The 17,903-nt window shown below is 69.9% G+C and carries 14 protein-coding genes and 1 pseudogene; 8 read left to right on the top strand and 7 right to left on the bottom strand.

The genetic code is table 11. The features are described 5' to 3' along the window. The first annotated feature begins 186 nt into the window (after window positions 1-186). Window positions 187-609 (top strand): hypothetical protein, encoded by a 423-nt coding sequence (locus ACWCO8_RS17725; protein WP_451032969.1) that lies wholly within the window; start codon window positions 187-189, stop codon window positions 607-609. A 15-nt stretch (window positions 610-624) separates the two neighbouring features. On the opposite strand, the gene ACWCO8_RS17720 is transcribed toward ACWCO8_RS17725, so the two are convergent. Together ACWCO8_RS17720 and ACWCO8_RS17715 are read right to left on the bottom strand one after the other, a co-directional pair. Beyond that, window positions 625-1,641, bottom strand: a complete 1,017-nt coding sequence (locus ACWCO8_RS17720; RefSeq protein ID WP_451032968.1) for a DNA polymerase Y family protein — start codon at window positions 1,639-1,641, stop codon at window positions 625-627. Continuing rightward, a complete protein-coding gene (locus ACWCO8_RS17715) occupies window positions 1,638-5,099 on the bottom strand; it encodes a DNA polymerase III subunit alpha (RefSeq protein WP_451032967.1) in 3,462 nt (1,153 codons plus the stop codon). The genes ACWCO8_RS17720 and ACWCO8_RS17715 overlap by 4 nt, the downstream gene beginning before the upstream one ends. Window positions 5,100-5,441: 342 nt before the next feature. Here ACWCO8_RS17715 and ACWCO8_RS17710 point away from each other — a divergent pair, with 342 nt between their 5' ends. The 3 genes and pseudogenes from ACWCO8_RS17710 to ACWCO8_RS17700 form a co-directional block, all read left to right on the top strand. Beyond that, a complete protein-coding gene (locus ACWCO8_RS17710) occupies window positions 5,442-5,780 on the top strand; it encodes a hypothetical protein (protein ID WP_451032966.1) in 339 nt (112 codons plus the stop codon). A 400-nt stretch (window positions 5,781-6,180) separates the two neighbouring features. Beyond that, window positions 6,181-6,543: a hypothetical protein gene (locus ACWCO8_RS17705; RefSeq protein ID WP_451032965.1), complete on the top strand. Its 363-nt coding sequence runs from the start codon at window positions 6,181-6,183 to the stop codon at window positions 6,541-6,543. 10 nt (window positions 6,544-6,553) lie between these two features. Beyond that, window positions 6,554-7,162: pseudogene (locus ACWCO8_RS17700) on the top strand (SOS response-associated peptidase); the annotation flags it as partial. 106 nt (window positions 7,163-7,268) lie between these two features. On the opposite strand, the gene ACWCO8_RS17695 reads toward ACWCO8_RS17700, so the two are convergent. From ACWCO8_RS17695 to ACWCO8_RS17685, 3 genes are all read right to left on the bottom strand, one after another. Continuing rightward, window positions 7,269-7,847 carry a hypothetical protein gene (locus ACWCO8_RS17695; protein WP_451032964.1) on the bottom strand — a complete coding sequence of 193 codons (579 nt, stop codon included), beginning with the start codon at window positions 7,845-7,847 and terminating at the stop codon, window positions 7,269-7,271. Between the two features lie 179 nt (window positions 7,848-8,026). Continuing rightward, window positions 8,027-8,959, bottom strand: a complete 933-nt coding sequence (gene ku / locus ACWCO8_RS17690) for a non-homologous end joining protein Ku (RefSeq protein WP_451032963.1) — start codon at window positions 8,957-8,959, stop codon at window positions 8,027-8,029. Window positions 8,960-9,066: 107 nt separating this feature from the next. After that, window positions 9,067-11,748 (bottom strand): tetratricopeptide repeat protein, encoded by a 2,682-nt coding sequence (locus ACWCO8_RS17685; RefSeq protein ID WP_451032962.1) that lies wholly within the window; start codon window positions 11,746-11,748, stop codon window positions 9,067-9,069. Window positions 11,749-13,717: 1,969 nt separating this feature from the next. Here ACWCO8_RS17685 and ACWCO8_RS17680 point away from each other — a divergent pair. After that, the gene (locus tag ACWCO8_RS17680; RefSeq protein WP_451032961.1) at window positions 13,718-13,981 is read left to right on the top strand and encodes a hypothetical protein; all 264 of its coding nucleotides are present in this window, start codon (window positions 13,718-13,720) and stop codon (window positions 13,979-13,981) included. A 483-nt stretch (window positions 13,982-14,464) separates the two neighbouring features. Then, complete coding sequence (locus ACWCO8_RS17675; protein WP_451032960.1) at window positions 14,465-14,941, top strand: hypothetical protein; 477 nt, start codon at window positions 14,465-14,467, stop codon at window positions 14,939-14,941. Window positions 14,942-15,035: 94 nt separating this feature from the next. Here ACWCO8_RS17675 and ACWCO8_RS17670 read toward each other — a convergent pair whose 3' ends face one another. Beyond that, window positions 15,036-15,257 carry a hypothetical protein gene (locus ACWCO8_RS17670; RefSeq protein ID WP_451032959.1) on the bottom strand — a complete coding sequence of 74 codons (222 nt, stop codon included), beginning with the start codon at window positions 15,255-15,257 and terminating at the stop codon, window positions 15,036-15,038. A gap of 330 nt (window positions 15,258-15,587) precedes the next feature. Here ACWCO8_RS17670 and ACWCO8_RS17665 point away from each other — a divergent pair, with 330 nt between their 5' ends. Both ACWCO8_RS17665 and ACWCO8_RS17660 read left to right on the top strand, forming a co-directional pair. Then, window positions 15,588-16,802, top strand: coding sequence for an IS110 family transposase (locus ACWCO8_RS17665; protein WP_451032958.1), 1,215 nt, complete (start codon window positions 15,588-15,590; stop codon window positions 16,800-16,802). Between the two features lie 42 nt (window positions 16,803-16,844). Further along, window positions 16,845-17,255, top strand: a complete 411-nt coding sequence (locus ACWCO8_RS17660; RefSeq protein ID WP_451032957.1) for a hypothetical protein — start codon at window positions 16,845-16,847, stop codon at window positions 17,253-17,255. A 332-nt stretch (window positions 17,256-17,587) separates the two neighbouring features. Here the strand turns inward: ACWCO8_RS17660 and ACWCO8_RS17655 are convergent, their stop codons facing one another. After that, entirely contained in the window at window positions 17,588-17,749 is a 162-nt protein-coding gene (locus ACWCO8_RS17655; RefSeq protein ID WP_451032956.1) for a hypothetical protein, read from the bottom strand. Window positions 17,750-17,903: the final 154 nt, after the last annotated feature.

Below are 17,903 nucleotides of genomic sequence, written 5' to 3'. Positions count from 1 at the left end.
CGGGCGGTCCGCGTGAAGCCGTTCATGGGAGGAGGGGCGTGTGGCGGCCTTCTGCATGACACGAGGTGCCCGTACTCTTCCCGGCTCCTTGTCAGGTGTTGGCGCGCCCGGCGGCCGAGAAAAGAATCTTGAATCCGCTGTCATGCGGATGCCGTGCGCGTCCCCCTCTCCAGGTGGGCGTGGATCATGGAGTTCATCGATCCGAGCCGTTCCGAGAGGTACTTCACCGTGGACATCCCGATAGTCGACTGGCGCGAGCAGACCGCAGCGGAGGAGGCGTGGAACAGGTACCTCGATGAGACGGGCTGCTTCCGCGACTCGTGGGGGATCTACTCGGCTGGGCACCTGATGAAGCAGCAGCGCCAGGCCGCGCTGGGGTGGCTCCGGCGCGAGGGCTATGACATTCCCCTGACGCCGGATCCTTCCGCTGACATGACGGCCCGTGCCTCGATCTCGGGCTGGGGAGGGGAGTGGCTGCCGCCCGAAGTCCGCGCCGCCCTCGCATCTGTACCTGAGGATGTCGCGCAGCGCGCTTGGCAGGATGGCGTCAGGGAGGCACTGGACTGGGCGTCGTTCACCTACCTGAGCTGGTCCACGGACACCTTCTGACACCGGCTGTCCCTGTCAGGTCCGGGTGGTCCTGATGGTTCGTCGGTAGGCGGCCGCGGCGCCGGCGGCGCCTTGGCCGTACCGGGTGCGGGCGCGGTCGAGGGCGGTCTCCAGGCCGCGGGCTTTGTCGTCCAGGGTGTCGAGGGTGAGTTGGTGGGTGGCGGACTTGGCGGGTTGGAGGCGCTCGGCTCGTACGGTCAGGGCGCGGACGCGGGCGCGTTGAAGGCCGAGGGATGCGAGGAGTTCGCGGCCTGTGCTGGCGAGTGCGGGGGTGTGGGCGGTGGCTTCGGGCAGGGTGCGGGTGCGGCTGGTTGTGGTGCGGTCGGCGTAGGTGACGTTGAGGGTGAGCGCGGCCGCGATGCTCTGGTCGTGTCGGAGTTGGGCGCCGAGTTGCTCGAGGAGGCCGAGGACGGCGCGGTGGTGTTGCTTGGGGTCGAGTTCGTCGCGGTCGAAGCGGTGTGTGCGGGAGAGGGACTTCGGGGCGGCGGCGGGGACGATCGGACGGTCGTCGGTCCCGAGTGCCCGGTCGTGGGCCTGGCGTCCGGCGGCGGTGCCGAGGATGCGCTGCAGGGTGGCGAGCGGGGTGTCGGCGATGTCTCCGACGGTTCGGATCCCGAGGCGGTCCAGGGCTCGGGCGGCCGCGGGGCCGATGCCGGGGAGCGCGGCGGCCGGCCGGGCCCGCAGGAAGGCCGCGGTGTCGTACGGGGTGTTGCCGACGATGGTGGCGGCGCCGGGCGGCGTGATGGCGGCCGCCATCGCCGCGATCATCCGGTTCGGTCCCGCGCCCGCGCTCGTCTGGACGCCGTGGAGGGCGAGGGCCCGCAGACGGATCACCCCCACGAGCCCGGCCGCGTCCTGCTTCCAGTACCTCAGGGCCCCGGTGAGGGAGACGTCGGCGGAGTAGTCGGCCGGGTGTGCCTCGACCTGCGGGGTGATCCCTTCGAGGAGGGCCAGGAGCTGCTCGTAGAGGCCCGCATCGGGTTCGGGCAGGTGGAAATAGATACGCATCAGGGTGCGGGGGCTGGTCGTCATCCGGCGCTCCCGGGGCTGGTGTGCCCGAGGCGGGTGAGATCGGCGGAGCGGGTGCCGGCGGGCTGGAGGTCGGCGTAGGGGTGGAGGCGCGCGCCGGCGGTGCCGTTCGTCAGCGTCCGGGCCGGTGTGCCGGTCGTCTGGGCGGGGGTGGGGGAGGGCGTGGTGCGTCCGAGGAGGTCGAGGACGGCCTGGGGTCCGTGGTCGCGGCGGGCGGCGGCGAGCTCTTCCAGATCCCAGACCAGTTGCCCGACGACGGTCCGGCGCGGGCCGCGGGCCTCGACGGTGCCCCGTACGAGGAGGAGCCCGTTGTGGAAGATGGTGTGCGCGCAGGCCTCGTGGGAGTCCTCGAAGAACGCGATGTCGACCAGGCCGAAGCCGTCTTCGAGGGTGACGAAGATGACCCGCTTCCCGGACGGGATCGGCGGAGTCTGGGTGGAGGCGCGTACGCCGGCGACGAGGACGGGCTGCCCGGGGTGCATGGCCTTGAGGTGCTTGGCGTCGACGGCGCCGATCTCCCTCAGCAGCCGGTGGTGGTGCTCCATCAGATGCTGGCTGATGTCGATCTTCAGCACGCCGAGTTCGGCGTCCAGGCGCTCCCGGCTGGTCATCTCCCGCAGCCCGGAAGGGCCGGCCGTGACGAGCGCGTTGTCGATCGGGAGCTGACCGGCGCCCGGCCGGGTGCGGGTGTGACGGTGGAGCTCGGATGCCTGGAGCAGCAGGTCACGCCGCGTCTGCTCGCCCTTGAGCTGGTCGAGCGCGCCGATCTGGATGAGGCGTTCGGCGATCGGCAGCGCCGGGTGGGCGCGCTGCCAGAAGTCCTGCAGGGAGTTGTAGGGCTGGCCGGCGGCGATCTGGGCGACCTGGTCCTCAGAGATGCCCTTCACCGACGACAGGGAGAGCCGGACGCCGGAGCCGTTGTCGGTCTCCTCCACGGTGTAGGCGGGGCGGGACTTGTTCACGTCCACGGGCAGCACGGGCACGTTGTGACGGCGGGCGTCGGAGACGATCACACGCAGCGGCCACATTCCCGGGTCGTGCTCCAGGAGCCCGGCGTAGAGCGCGGCCGGGTAGTGCGCCTTGAGCCAGGCGGACTGGAGGGCGGGGACGGCGAAGGCGACAGCGTGCGCGCGGCAGAACCCATACGCCCCGAAGCTGGCCACGATGTCCCAGACCTCGTCCAGGACCTTCGCCGTGTAGCCGCGGGCGCCGGCCTTCGTACGGAACCAGGCCTCCAGTTTCGGCAGCCGTTTCTCGTCGCCGAGGGCGCGGCGGGCGACCTCGGCGAGGGCGCGGTCGCAGCCGGTCATGACGGCGAGGATGTCGATGATCTGCTCGTGCCAGATCGTCACGCCGTAGGTGTCCCGGAGTACGGGTTCGAGGGCGGGGTGCGGGTACACCGGGGCGGCGCCGTGGCGGGCGGCGATGTAGAGCGCGGGCATCCCGCCCTGCACCGGGCCCGGCCGGAACAGCGAGATGTCGGCGATGACGTCCTGCGGGTCGCGGGGCTGGAGCCGGCCGACCAGGTCCTGCTGACCGGGGGACTCCAGCTGGAACATGCCGACCGTGTCGGAGTCCTGGATCATCTTGAACGCGAACACGTCGTCGAGCGGAACGTGATCGGGGTTGTCGAGGTCGATCTGCCGTCCTGTCGTACGGCGGATCTCGCCGACGGCGTGCGCCATCGCGGACTGCATCCGCACACCCAGCACATCCAACTTAAGAAGGCCCAGATCCTCCACGTCGTGCTTATCGGCCTGGACCATCGGGTACTGGCCGCCCGGGGTCGGCTGCACGGGGAGGCGGTCGAGCAGGGTTGCGTTGGAGAGGATGACGCCGCACGGGTGCATCGGGATCCCACGCGGCAGCGCGTCCAGGCCCTCCGCCAGCTCCCACAGATGGCCGTACGACGCGGCCTCGGCGTTCAGCTGCCGCAGCTCGGGGAGCTCGGCGAGCGCGCCGCGGATGTCGCAGGCCCGGATGTGCGGGAACGACTTCGCCACCCTGTCGACGACGTGCGGGGGCAGGCCGAGCGCGAGCCCGGTGTCCCGAAGGGCGTGCCGGGCCCGGTAGGTCTCGGGCATCCCGGTGACCGCGACCCGCTCCTTCCCGAACCGTTCGATGATCCGGTCGTAGACGTCCAAGCGGCGCGCGGACTCCACATCGACGTCGATGTCCGGCAGCGACGCCCGCCGCTCCGACAGGAACCGCTCGAACAGCAGGTGATGCTCCAACGGGTTCGCCGTCGCCACGAACAAGCTGTGGTTGACCATCGACCCGGCGCCGGAGCCACGGGCCGCGACCCGGATGCCCATGTCCCTCACGTCCGCGACGACCTGGGCGACCGCGAGGAAATAGGGCTCGTAGCCGAGCCGGCCGATGATCCCGAGCTCGTAGTCGAGCTGGTCCATCGCCGTACGGTCGAGGTCGAGGCCGCGCGCCGCCATGCCGGCCTCGCACCGCTGCCGCAGCAGCCGCATCGCCCCGCCCGCTCCCGGGTCCGCGCCGACCACGACTGGCTCGGGGAAGTGCGGGGTCCCCAGGCCGAGGTCGGCGACCGGGTCGACGACGCACTCGTCCGCCGTTCGTACGGTCTCGGCCAGGAGCGCGGCCGCGCGCCCGCGGTCGGCTCCGGCGGCCGCGCACACGCGCTCCGCGACCGCGGTCATGTCGTCGGGTCCCTTGAGCCAGCGTTCGCCGCAGTCCAGGCGCCGCCGGTCGATCGGGCGGAGCAGCCGGGCGGCGTCCAGGACGTCCGCGATCCGGTGCTGGCCCGGGTCGGCGTACCGCACGGCGTTTGTCAGGACGGCTTTGATGCCGAGCTGGTCGGCGAGCGCGAGCGTGCGGGCGGCGTGCCGTACGGAACCCGGGCCCGTACCGGCCAGGCCCCAGCACACGACCTCCAGGCGCAGGTTCACCCCCGTGAGCTCCCGCCACGGCGCGAGGAGGCGCTCGGCGATGTCCGGCCGGCCGCCCGCGAGCGCGCGCAGCGGCTCCGAGGCCGGGCCGAGCAGGATGGTCAGGCCGACGTCGGCGTACTGCCGAAGTGCTGGCCAGTCTGCCACCGGCGGCCCAGCCGCGGCGCCCACGACGTCGGCGTGGGCGGAGGAAACGATCCGGCACAGCCGCCCCCACCCCTCTGCGGACTGGGCGAGCAGGGTGACCCGCAGCGGCGCCTCCACCACGTGCGCGCCACCACGCACGGGAGTCCGCCGCCGTACCGCGTCGGGGGCGATGAGCTCGTGCGGGGCGACGGCCAGGTCGACGCCGAAGACGGGCCGGATTCCGGCCGCGGTCGTGGCCTTCGCGAAGCGGACGATGCCGGTGACGGTGTCCCGGTCGGTCAGCGCCAGCGCGCCGATGCCGCGCTCGGCGGCTCGGGCAACCAGGTCCTGCGGGTGGGAGGCGCCGTACCGGGCCGAGAACCCGGACGCGACATGCAGATGCACACCTCCGCCCATCACAACCTCCGGCTAAATGCCCCCAAACATGCACTAACCGACTGGCTAGACCTCCACCGTACCGAACAGATATTCGAACACGCCAGCGTGATGCCGCCGGGCGTGAATCCGGGCCGATGTGACTGAGCGCGATAGATTCTTGAGCACGCCGCTTGGTCCGTGTGCGCGATAGATGGCCCGCGCGAGGCGGCAGGCACACGCTGAGCTGGCCTCGCCCGTCCGTCCAGTCGGAGCCTGTCCGCAGGCGAGAACCTTCGTGTGCCTAGGGTGATCGCGTCGTGACTTTCTGTCGTGCGAGACTCGAAGCTGGTCGGCAGGGTGCCGACCAGTAGGGAGACGGACATGACCGACCAGCAGGAACCGACCGAGAGCCCCGGCCTGACCGTCATCCCGGCAGACGACCTCAAGCCCGAGGAAATCGGCGTGCTGAGCGTGCGCTACGTGGACGGCGCCGCCCAGCTCGTCGTCACCGGCGGGACCGCGCTTCCGGCCCACCTCCCGGTGGTCGACGCCCAGGGCACCGTCGTCGCGGCCTACCTACAGGCGCAGATCGCCTCTAAGGGCAGTCATGCAAAGATCAGAGTGGGCGACGAGAACCATCTGTTGGACGCGGTCGCCACCGTCGGATCTGTCTCAATCGCATACAACGCGAACAGCAACGAACATAACTACTACCGCTGATCCCGAGGAAGCGGTGCCTGCCGCTGGCCGGCCTGCGGGAGAACGCGTTCCAGAGTCCAGTCCTACTGCGCCGGGGTCGCGCTTGAGCGCGGCCAGCAGAGCGGTGCCTCCCTCGTTGTCCTCAGCCGCCCAGCGGGCCCGGCCCGGCGGCTCGACTGCCGGCCCGGCACTCCACCAGCAGAGCCTCGCGCTGGCCGGTCCGGCCAGCGCCTTCTCGTCGGCCACCGTCCACGGCTGGAACCCTGATCGCTGGGCGCGCCAAGCGGCCGGCCTAGACCACGTCGCGCGCGTTTTGTGCATCGCAGTTGTCCGGCGGGGCCAACTATCCCGCTCAGTCGCAGCTGAGGTGCCTGCATGTCGCTGCCGCTATCCGGTATTCGAACAGGAGTATCATTCGGCCGTGGCTGAAACTACCTCCTTCCCGAGTGACCTGCTGACTGCCCAGCGCGACCTGCACGAGGCCAAGGCCAAGTACGCGGCGCTGTGCCGGACCTTGCCGTGGTCCGTCGAGCCCATGCCGGGCTGGCCCGGTCAGGTCCACCCGCACACCGGGGAGGTGACCGGGAGCCGAGAGGACAGCCCCGGGTACACCGAGGAGGAGAAGGCCGAGTGCGTACGGCTGCTCGGGCTGATCCGCGAACTGTCGATCCAGGTCAGTACGCACTCCTGCTGGCGGCATTGGGAGGGCGAAGACGTGGTGAAGGCCCGCATGGAGGTGAAGAACCACTCCGACGTCCTGCCGGCGGTCGTCGAGGCCGCGTAGAGCCGCGTTGGCGGTCCTCGAACGCGCCGGGCGGAATGACGGTGACGAAGTGCACCGTGAGCTGCGGGCGCTCAAGTGGGGTCTGGTGCCGTCGTGGGCGAAGGACGCGAAGGTCGGTTCGCGGATGATCAACGCTCGGGTCGAGACGGTCCATGAGAAGCCCGCCTACCGGCGTGCCTTCGCCAAGCGCCGCTGCGTACTGCCGGCCGACGGCTTCTTCGAGTGGGAGCCGGTGCAGGACGAGGCGACGGGTAAGACCCGTAAGCAGCCGTACTTCATCCACCCTGGCGACGGGCAGGTGATGGCCATGGCGGGTCTCTACGAGTACTGGCGCAACCCCGACGTCACCAGCGACGACGCCCCTGAGGCCTGGCTGGTGACCTGCACGATCATCACCACCGAGGCCACCGACGCAGCAGGCCGCGTCCACCCCCGCATGCCACTGGCCCTCACCCCCGACCACTACGACGCCTGGCTCGACCCCCACCACCAGAACACCGAAGACCTCCGCGCCCTGCTCGCCCAGCCCGCGGACGGCCAACTCGACGCCCGGCCCGTCTCCATGGCCGTGAACAACGTCCGCAACAACGGCCCGCACCTACTCGACCAAGTCACCTGACACCCTCCCAGCTGCCAGCCGTGGTGCAGCCCGGGATTAGCAATCCGCCGCCCGCCTCACATGGTCGTGGTTCTCCGTCGGCGTCAAGGACAACGACCGCATCGCGTCATCTCAGGAACGCGTAGTGCGACAGGCGCCAGCCGACGGCCTTCTCTGTGACTCCGAGGGCCGCGGCCACCTCCGACTTCGGCATGTCATCCATGGACACGATCCGGGCCGCGACCGGCGCTGTGGAGGCGACCACCTGCTCCAGCTTCTCGGCGGCCAGGAGCACGACCAGCGGCTCCTCGTCCATGAGCTCGTCCATCCGCTCGTGGAGGAGCCGGAGCGCTTCTGCCATGTCTTCGGGCAGGACGGCCTGGCGGGCGGCCACCTGGTCCATGTGGGCGTCCCAGTCGTCGTACGGGCCGTCTGTGTCGTAGAGGTCCGGGTCGTCGTCGCGGCGGACCTTGTCCCAGTCGATGGGGTAGGTCTTCTCGCCGCGCCAGCCGCAGGCGCACCGGCCCTGCATCGACGTTGCCGTCGGCCGGTTCCGCGTCCCGTCGTAGTGCCACCATGACGTCGACTCGTACATCTGGGCGGTGCTGCCCACGTCGAAGATGACCGGGCGCGGCTCGCTCCCGTCGCCCAGCAGCACCCCCACCTCGCCTTCGTGCGACTCGAAACCCTCACGCTCCCAGCCCATCGCGCCTCCCCTGTCCCGCGTCGTCTCGCCAGGCCGCCCACGGCCGGGGGCCTCTGCCCAACGATGCAGAACCGGGCGGGCACTCCGCAGCCGAATCCCGGCATATTCCCCTGGCAGGTGGCGCAAGCGGCCGCCGCGCGCCCCCTGCTCTGGGCTCTTGAGGGTGACCGGCCTGACGGTTAGGCGGACTTCCGGCGCCGGGCCGTCGCCTTCTTCGAAGCCGTCTTCTTGGCAGGAGCCGCCTTCTTCGCAGCCGGCTTCCTCTGGGCCGCAGCCTTCTTCTTCGGCATCTCGTGCACAGCCGCGCGCTCGCCGCTCTCGCGGGCCTTCTTCGCCCTCGCGACGGAATCCTCCAGCGCGGCCATCAGATCGACGACCTGCCCGGCCGGCGCGGCCTCCGCGCCCTCGAGGGCGGCAGGGGCCCGGTCCTCGGCCTTCGCCTCGATCACCTCGACCAACGCGTCCCGGTACTGGTCCGTCAGCTCCAACTCGTCGAGTCGGTCCACGGAGAGCACATCCATCAGCGCCATGGCCTCGGCGACCTCCTGCTCGGTCAGGTCCACCGCGTCCGGCGCCAGATCGGTGGGGTCGCGGACCTCGTCGTCCCAGCGCATCGCGTGCACGAGCAATGCGTCGCCGTACGGGCGGACCAGGCCGAGGCGCTCGCGGCCGCGGAGCGCGAACTTCGCGACGGCCACCTTCTCGTTCCGGCCGAGCGCCTGCCGCAACAACGAGTACGGCTTCGCGGCGACCGGGCCGTCGGCGGTGATGTAGTACGAGGATTCTCCGATATGGCGGGGGTCGATTGACTCCCAAGGGACGAAGGAGACGATCTCGATCGCTTTCGCTGTGGGCAGGGGCATCTCGGCGAGGTCCTGCTCGGTGATCGGGATGACCTCGTCCTTGGCGATCTCATAGCCCTTGCCGATGTCGGCCTCGGTCAGCTCCTCGCCGTCCAGCTCGCAGACCTTGCGGTAGCGGATCCGGCCGCCGTCCTCGACGTGTATCTGCCGGAACGCCACGCTGTGGCTCTCGGTCGCGGTCTCGAGCTTGCACGGAACAGTGCCTAGGCCGAATGAGATGGCTCCGGACCACAGCGAGCGAGCGGGCATCCCGTCCTCCAGGTGCCCCCCAGGCGGTCTGACCTCAGGCTATGCAGACTTCGTCCGTGATCGCACACCGTCGAGTTGCGGTCAGCGCGTCATCACCGCCGCCGCCCTCACTGCGGCTTTGGCCGCCGTGGGTCGACCGCCCGCTTTTCCAACGCCGAAGCGAGATTCCGGCGGGAGAGCAGGGTGTCGGGATGGTCCTGGCCCAGCACACGGAGCTGGTCAGCGAGGGTCCGTTTGTACAGGGCGATCGCCCTGTCCAGGTCCCCAGCCGTCCGGTAGGCGCTGGCGAGGTTGTTGCGGGAGATCAGACTGTCGGGATGGTCCTCGCCCAGCAGACGGAGCCGGTCGGCGAGGGTCTCCTCGAACAGCGGGATGGCCCGGCCCAGGTCCCCAGCCGTCCGGTAGGCGCTGGCGAGGTTGTTGCGGGAGGACAGGGTGTCGGGGTGGTTCTCGCCCAGCACGCGGAGCCGGTCGGCGAGGGTCTCCTCGAACAGCGGGATGGCCCGGCCCAGGTCCCCAGCCGACTTGTAGGCGCTGGCGAGGTTGTTGCGGGAGAGCAGACTGTCGGGGTGGTTCTCGCCCAGCACACGGAGCTGGTCGGCGAGGGTCTCCTCGAACAGCGGGATGGCCCGGGCCAGGTCCCCAGCCGACCGGTAGGCGCTGGCGAGGTTGTTGCGGGAGGACAGGGTGTCGGGGTGGTCCTCGCCCAGCACACGGAGCCGGTCGGCGAGGGTCTCCTCGAACAGCGGGATGGCCCGGCCCAGGTCCCCAGCTGACTCGTAGGCGCTGGCGAGGTTGTTGCGGGAGAGCAGAGTGCGGGGGTGGTTCTCGCCCAGCACACGGAGCTGGTCGGCGAGGGTCTGCTCGTACAGGGGGATGGCTCGGTCCAGGCCCCCAGCCGTCCGGTAGGCGCTGGCGAGGTTGTTGCGGGAGATCAGGGTGTCGGGGTGGTCCTCGCCCAGCACACGGAGCCGGTCGGCGAGGGTCTCCTCGAACAGCGGGATGGCCCGGCCCAGGTCCCCAGCCGACCGGTAGGCGTGGGCGAGGTTGTTGCGGTAGATCAGGGATTTGGGGTGGTCCTCGCCCAGTATCCGCAGGGAGGCGGTGACGGTCTCCTCGAATAGCGGGATGGCCCGGTCCAGCTCCCCCGCCGACTCGTATGCGTAGGCGAGGTTGTTGCGGGAGATCAGGGTGTCGGGGTGGTCCTCGCCCAGCACACGGAGCTGGTCGGTAAGGGTCTGCTCGTACAGGCGGATGGCCCGGCCGAGGTCCCCAGCCGACTCGTAGGCGTAGGCGAGGTTGTTGCGGGAGATCAGGGTGTGGGGGTGGCCCTCGCCCAGTATTCGGAGCCGACCGCTGAGGGCGCGTTGGAGGTGGCTGGTCGCGCGGGTGAGCTGGCCCTGGTTCCTGAGGAAGAGCCCTGTGCGGTTGAGGAGGAGCGTCGTGGTGTTGGTGTCGGTGTCGGCGGGTGCGTGGCCCACGAGGGCGTCGATGTGGGGGAGCAGTGTGCGCCAGGTTTGCCAGGTTGCTGGGGTGTCCCAGGTGGTGGGCAGGTTTGCGTGCATCTGCGTAGTGGCGTGGTCGCGGGCCTGGGCGACGAGTTGCGGGGTGCGGTGGGGCTCGTCGGGGTCGTGGGTGCGGGCGAGTGCCTGGACGAGCCTGTGGACGGCCAGGGAGCCTGTGGCTGGGTCGGGGGTGATCACGCCGTAGGCAGTCAGGAGACCCTGTGCGGCCTGCAGCGCGGGGGCGTCGGCCAGGCCCCCCAGGAGGGTGGTGGGGATCTGGTCGGGGGCGTACCAGGCCAGGAGCCGTAGCAGGTCTGCGGCCAGGGGTTGATGATCGTTGATCTTATCCAGGGTGATGTGCCAGATCCGGGCGATGGTGCGCTCGGGTGAGGTGAAGCCGACGGCACCGTGGCGGTACATCGCCGCCGGGTACTGGTCGAGCATGGCGAGGTAGTCGCGGGGTGTGGTGAGCGGGTTCTGCGCCAGGTAGGCGGCCACCTGTTCGACGGCCAGGGGCAGGTGGCCGAGTTCAGCGCACAGTTCGGCGGCGCCGTACAGGTCCCGGGGGCCGGCTGCGGTGGTGATGCGGGTGAGCAGGTCCAGGGCTTCGGCCTCGTCCAGGACGCCCAGGCGCACCACGGTGGGGATGCCGTGCCAGGGGGTGGCGAGGCGGCTGGTGATCAGGAAGCGTCCCCGTGTCCCGGCGCGATCGAGGAGCGGGGTGATGTCGGCGGGGTCGTTAACGTTGTCCAGGATCAGCAGCCAGCCGGTGTGACTGGCCAGCCACTGCATGGCCCACTCCGCCAAGGCCTCGATAGGGAGAGCGCCGGACAGGGCTGGCTGCAGGGCTGTGGCGAGGTCGGCCAGTCCCTCCTGCACGCCGGAGGGGCTGTCGGCCGTGATCCACCGGACGGGGGCGCGACCGTGGGCGCGGGTGGCGGCCCACTGTGCGGCCAGGGCGCTTTTCCCGATCCCGCCCAGCCCGGCTACCGCCTGCACTACTGCACCGCCAGGGCTGGCGAGTGCCGCGTCCAGCCGCTCCAGCTCGTGGGTGCGGCCGACGAACAGGCCCGTACGCACCGCCAGCGTGTCCAGTCCGGCCCGGGCCGCAACTTCGGCGGGTGGCCGGAGCACCTCGGGTGGCAGGGACACCACCCTGGAGTGGTCCCCGGTCAGCACGGGCGCATAGTTGTTGCCCCCTATCGCGACCGCCCGCTCGGCATTCGCCTCCACCCGCGTGTCGGCGACAGGTTGCTCCACGGCGCGGCGGAAAGGCCCCTTCACGGGTTGGGGCTTCCGGGCTGGTCGCCGGTGGAGAGTGCCCCGGAGCTGTTCCCGCCGATGGCGATCGAGCGTTCACCGGACGCGGACACCGTTCCCGGCGCCGGCGGGGCAGGGGGGTTTCCGGCAGAAGGTCCCGCTGGTGCGGTCGGGATCGGTCCCTGGGCAGCGTCGCCGGTGGAGACGGGGGCCTGGCTGTTCCCGCCGATGGCGACGGCGCGCTCAGCCGTGGCCTGCACCGACGGACTGGTTGTGGCCCGCCCGTTCGCTGGCCGGGCCCGGGTGGCGTAGCCGTAACCCCAGGAGGCCGACAGCGCGGCCAGTGCCGTACCCAGTGCGGAGGCCAGTGACCAGCGGATCGCGGGATCCCCCACCAGCGGTGGCAGCACCACCGCCCCACCCAGCCACACCGGCACAGCGAGGGTCGCCGTCGTCACCAGTCCCGCCACCACCCACCTGAGGTTCCATCCCACGCTGCCCCCAACCTCGCCGACCGTCCGCATCCACCTCCACGATCGCAGCAACATCCCAGCTCTGAACCGCACTTGCCCACTTTCAGTTCGAACAAGAGCGAGCAGTGGCGCTCAGGGCCGCTTGCGCGGGCGGGCTCGTCGTGGCTGGTAGCCCGCCTGCGAGCTTGACGGGTTCGGTGTCAACCTCGACGTGGATCGTGCCGAAGAATTTCGCTTTCTCGCTGTGGGCCGGGGAGACGCGCGCGAGGAGTTCGTCGTCGACCGCGCGGCCTCCGCCCGCACTGTGGCCACCGGCGCGGAACGACGTAGGCGTACGTCGCCTCGCCGAGAAGGTGTTCGGGTCGCCGGTCCCAGGGGAACTCGAGGTCTGCGAAGCATCCGTTACGGCACTCGACGGTGCTAGTGCCTCCGGTCGGGCCAGAGGCACTACGCGCCCGTCCGGAAAACTGGCCGGGCGAGAGCCCGGCCAGGGTCAGGCAGGAGGGCGTGACTTGGGTTGCAGCGCGTGTACCCGGCGGTACGGGGTCGCACGGCTCAAGCCGAAGTGCCAGCAGGGCACAACATGCAAGCCGTCATGACCGATCGCCTGCCGGGACGGTCAGAGGTCCGCCGCCCGAAGCGCTAGTTCAGAGAAGTGACCAGGCCGAACGAGATAGCTCCGGACCACAGTGATCGACCGGGCATCGGTACCTCCAGGACCCCCCTGGCGGCTCGGACGTCCAGGCTAGGCAGACGGCCTCGGTGATCGCACGCTCCGGCCCTGTGATTCTCCGGCGAGGGATTCCTCCGCGACGCGCTAGGCGGTTTCGGCGACCTTGACCGGCGACGACGGGTGTCGCGCCTGGGGTACGGGCCCTAGCGCAGTTCCTCGTCGGTCCATATCGGATGGGGAGTGCAGGACAGCGGCTGGGGCGTCACCCCGCAGCGCGATTTGGAATGGGGCCTTGCCCGGGACCTGGGCTGGACTGGCCGAACCCGAACCCTTCCCGTGTGCCAGGCCCTCACATGCTGGCCGAGGAGGCCCCGGCGTGCAGGGGTTCCTCCTCGGCCGGTATTCATCCGGATGCTGGCGGCGAACGAGCCACCGTCGACCTCATGGAGCGCGGAACCTAGCGCTCGGCGTTCAGCGTGACGCAGGCGATGCAGACCTCCGTTGCCGGGGCATCTCTGGAAGCACAGGAGCAGCGCGGCGAAGAGCTTGCTGGAGGTGTTCATGCTCGTCCTCTCGATATTCAGTTATTGCGCCTGCCAGCGGTGGCCCCAAATTCACGGGGGCGTTCGATGGCCGACGCCGACTCCTGATCGTACGCCTTGCCGCAGATACTGAAACCACCCCATGATCGTCCGGGCAAGCGCAGTGATGATCGACGCGGGCTGGAGCGTCTGGGACTCACCGAGCACTGACCCTCATCCATCCCGGCGGAACCGTCCGGCCCGCTGGTTGGCGGGCCCTGTACCCCGGCAGCGGCGAGAGGCCGCTGCGGGACACGGTTGCTGCGGTGGTCGCGCGGCGGCGGGATCCGACCGCGGTCGGCCCGGCTGCCGGTGTCCGCCCGACCCCCGCCCAGTCGACCGGTGGCAGCACCCTGGCGCGGCAGAAACCCGAGGAGCGGGACGAGACCCCGGCTCCGGCATCGTGGGCGGACGAGCGTGCGCGGCTGGAGGCGGAGGATCTGGGCGTCGGCCGGCACCGCCTCTGCGCCGGGGACGAGGGCATGTGCCCCCGCCTCACCCTGCCGGACCACTCGGGCGTCTGCCTCTGACACGGCGGCCACCCGTGCGGACGAACGGTTCTGACGGAGGGTCTGTGCCGCCGGTGCAAGTTCCAGGCCGAGAAAGCCAAGCGGGCCGCTGAATCCGAGTGGGCAGCCACCTGGGATGCGGCCGTAGCCGCCGCGACGGCGGCCGAGGCCCAACCAGCCCCCACCTAGGCCCCTGTGCGGCCGTCCCCCGCCCTCCCCGCCCCGCCTAAGACTCCCCTTTTGGGCGGGACAGGTGGCGATAGGCCCTCAGATCGCTGCACAGCGCTTCCGCGGCTCCGTGGGGGTCCGGGAGTACAACCGCTGCTGACTGATCAGCAATTGGGCGGGCATCCGGCCGGATGCCCGCTCGCGCTGCCCGCGCCACCTGCGGCTGATTCTCGTGTGCCTGGCCGCGCTGGTGGTCCTGACCGCCGCAACGCTCAGAGGACAGACGGCTGCTCTAGTACTAGCCTGAAGATGAACGCTACGCCAGGGAGGTCCAATATGCCGGATCTGCCAACTCTCCAAGGCAATTGGCGCTACTGCAGAAAGTGCTACGTCCTCTTCTACAACGGCTTCGACCACAAAGGGGCATGCCAGAAGGGCGGCGCTCACGAGGCCGAGGGCTACTATTTCTGGGCCATTCACGACCAAGTCACCAATGCTAATTTTCAATCCGAGTGGCGCTTCTGCACAAATTGCTACGCGATGTTCTACAACGGGTACAACATCAAGGGGAAGTGCGTTAACGCACCCGCGCACGTGGCACAAGGATTCAACTTCCACCTGCAGCACAACGGCCACAATGCTTCGCCAACCCAAAGGGACTGGCGCTACTGCGATGTTTGCAATGCGCTCTTCTTCGACTATTGGAACATCAAGGGCAAGTGCTCGGGCAACCCAGAAGCGTTCGGTCACGTAGCTCAGGGCTACAATTTCAAGCTGCTACATGACTGGAGCATCGAATGGTTCGAGGATTGACCACGGATCTCCAGGCATCGCGTCCTGCACTGCCCCCTGGTCTAACCTCAGGCCATGCACGCTCCGGTCGTGATCGCACGCCGTCGAGTTGAGGTCAGCGGCCGGCGATACGTACGCGGAGGATGTAGGGCTGGCCACTGCTGATCGCCTCGGCCTGCTCACGGAGGTCCGCCGTGGTGAAGCCGAGCAGGGCCCGGTCTGCGGCCGCACGGAGCAGGGGGAGGATCTCGCCTGTGGGCCGGCCGCGGTGCGTGGGTGCGAGTTCGGTGAACGCTTCCTGAGTAGGGCGCGCCGTACGTGCCGGCGCTGTCGTCAAGCAGGTGGTCCAGGTGCTGCCTGTCGACACTGATCTCGCCCATGACCGCTCCCGTGCTCCGGCGGCTGGCATCTCCGGCCTGTGCTCACGACGCTACGAGGAGGGTCTGACATTGATACTCGTAGCGGGTTCCGGTGGTCGTGGCTCAGGGTCTGACTGACGTCCTGCTGGGCTGTCCTGCGACTGTTCTGTCCGGCCGCCGGGGCCCGTTCTCCATGGCTCCGGCCAGGTGGAACATGACCTGATAGGAGCTTGGCCAGCGGCCCCCTCAATGTCCTGTCTGACCCACCCGGCCGGCGTCACCTCCGGCCCGGGAAGGCAACTGACAGGATGACCGTGACGATCACGCCCGCCACCGAACTGGACGCGGTGTTCGGCGGAGTGGACTCCCACGCGGACACGATCCACGTCGCTGTCATCACTGATCGGGGCGGCCACGTCGCCGACGCTGAGTTCCCCACCACGGCGGCCGGATACGCCGCGGCGATCGCGTTCCTGAACGCCCATGGCACCGTGACCGCCGTCGCGGTCGAGGGGACCTCCTCGTATGGCCTGGGGTTCACCCGTGCCGCCCGCCAGGCGAGCCTGACCGTGGTCGAGGTCAACCGGCCCGACAAGGCCGAGCGTCGCCGGATCGGCAAGTCCGACCCCATCGACGCCTACGCAGCCGCCCGCGCCGCGCTGTCCGGACGGGCATCGGTCATCCCCAAGGACGACACCGTCAGCGGCATACGCGCCCTCCACAACGCCGCCCGATCCGCCGTCAAGGCCCGCACCGCCACCCTGAACCAGATCGCGCACATCCTCATCACCGCCCCGGACGACATCCGCGTCAAGTACACCGCCCTGCGCGGCAAGACACAGGTCGACGCCATCTCCCGACTCCGCCCCACCGGCGACGGACCGCGCGTCGCCCTCCTGACCGCGCTGAAGACCCTCGCCCGCCGGGTCCAGGCCCTGACCACGGAACACGACACCCTCACCGCCGCCCTGGACACCGCCGCCACCGACAACAACCCCGGCCTACACGCCGCGTTCGGTGTCGGCCCCGACACCGCGGCCCAGCTCCTGGTCACCGCCGGCGGAAACCCCGACCGCCTGCGCACGGAGGCACCCTTCGCAGCGCTCTGCGGCCTCGCACCCGCGCCCGCCTCCAGCGGCAGGACCAACCGCCACCGCCTCTCCCGGGGCGGCGACCGCGGAGCGAACTCAGCCCTCTACCGCATCGCTCTCGTCCGCATGTCCAGCGACGCCCGCACCCGCGAATACGTCGCCCGGCAGACCGCCGCCGGACGCACGAAGAAGGAGATCATCCGCCTGCTCAAGCGGGCGATCGCTCGGGAGGTCTTCCGCTACCTCACCACGCCAGTCACCGTCCCGGACGTCTCCGATCTCCGGCCCGCACGTCAGGCCAAGAACATCACCCTCACCACCGTCGCCGAGCACTTCGGCGTCTGGCCGGCGGTGATCTCCTGCATCGAACGTGGCACACGCCGCGACGACGACCTCGCCAACTCCTACCGGGACTGGCTCACTGCCGCTTGACCCCGGCGACCCAACAACTCCTCGATCCCGAGACCTGAGGTCATGGATGATGAGGCGATGTTCGTTCGCACGGAGAGCCTGCCGCGCACGCCGCAGCAGCACATGACAGTTCGGGTTCGTACCCCCATCGGAACCGCCGTGGTGCTCTGGCGCGGTGATCCGCGAGAAGCCGATGGCCGGCACCTCATCGAATGGACCGTCGACGAGGACATCCACTGGGGCCAGAACACCCGGCCAGCCGCTGCCGCCGAGCCGGAACTCCGGCAGGAAGGTGACCGGGTGATCATGAGTGGCCGCCTCCACCTGACCGACGACGGCGCCGCCTACCTCCAGATGGGCCACTGGCCCGTGCTCTTCGATCTGGCATCACCCATCCCCAGCGGCCTGGACGGTTCCTGGGTGCAGATCAGCATCGGATCGGAGAGCGCCGCCCTGCACCCCTACCAAACCTGACCGGGCCAATCTCAGGTTCTCGGCAGCCCTTGACTGCCAATAGGAGCATCAGTGCGGCCGTTCCGCGTGGTTGTCCGGGCGTGCGCCTGGACCCTTCCCGTGGGGAGCCGGGAAGGGGCGGCGCGGCCCCGCCTGCTCGACGGCAGGCGGGGCCGACCAGGTACGCGATCCTTCTCCGGGGGTGGTCTGCGAGGACCGCGTGCGCACACCCTGCCACCGCGCCCCGGATGGGCAACAGGGGCGTGCGTGAAAGAACCTTCGGCATATGCGAAGCGCCCCGTCCCGTGTGCTGCCCGGGGCGGGGCGCCTGCGTGGGGGCTAGGTGGGGCCGGCTAGATGCCTGCCTCTACCTTCACCACCTCGACGGCGGAGACGCCTTCCTGGGCTTCCTTCAACGCCTTGTAGGTCTGGGCGGCTGATGCGCTGTAGGAGACGGCCGAGACCTGCCGCTCGTCCTTGCCGGCCTTGGTCCACCGCAACCTGTAGTTGTCCATCGCGTCCTCCGCTGTCTGGGGTGTGCCCGGCGGAATCGCATCGGCTTCGAGGTGATGGGCCTCCGCCGGGCATTCGAACAGACTCGCACGGGCCACTGACAGTGGGTGGTCAGGCCGCCGTGCTACGGATGGCTGCGGTGGCGAAGCCGCAGCC

It is taken from the genome of Streptomyces sp. NPDC001927 (assembly GCF_053594455.1).
Note: the sequence above shows the minus strand (reverse complement) of the source record. Positions and strands in the feature narration are given on the sequence as shown.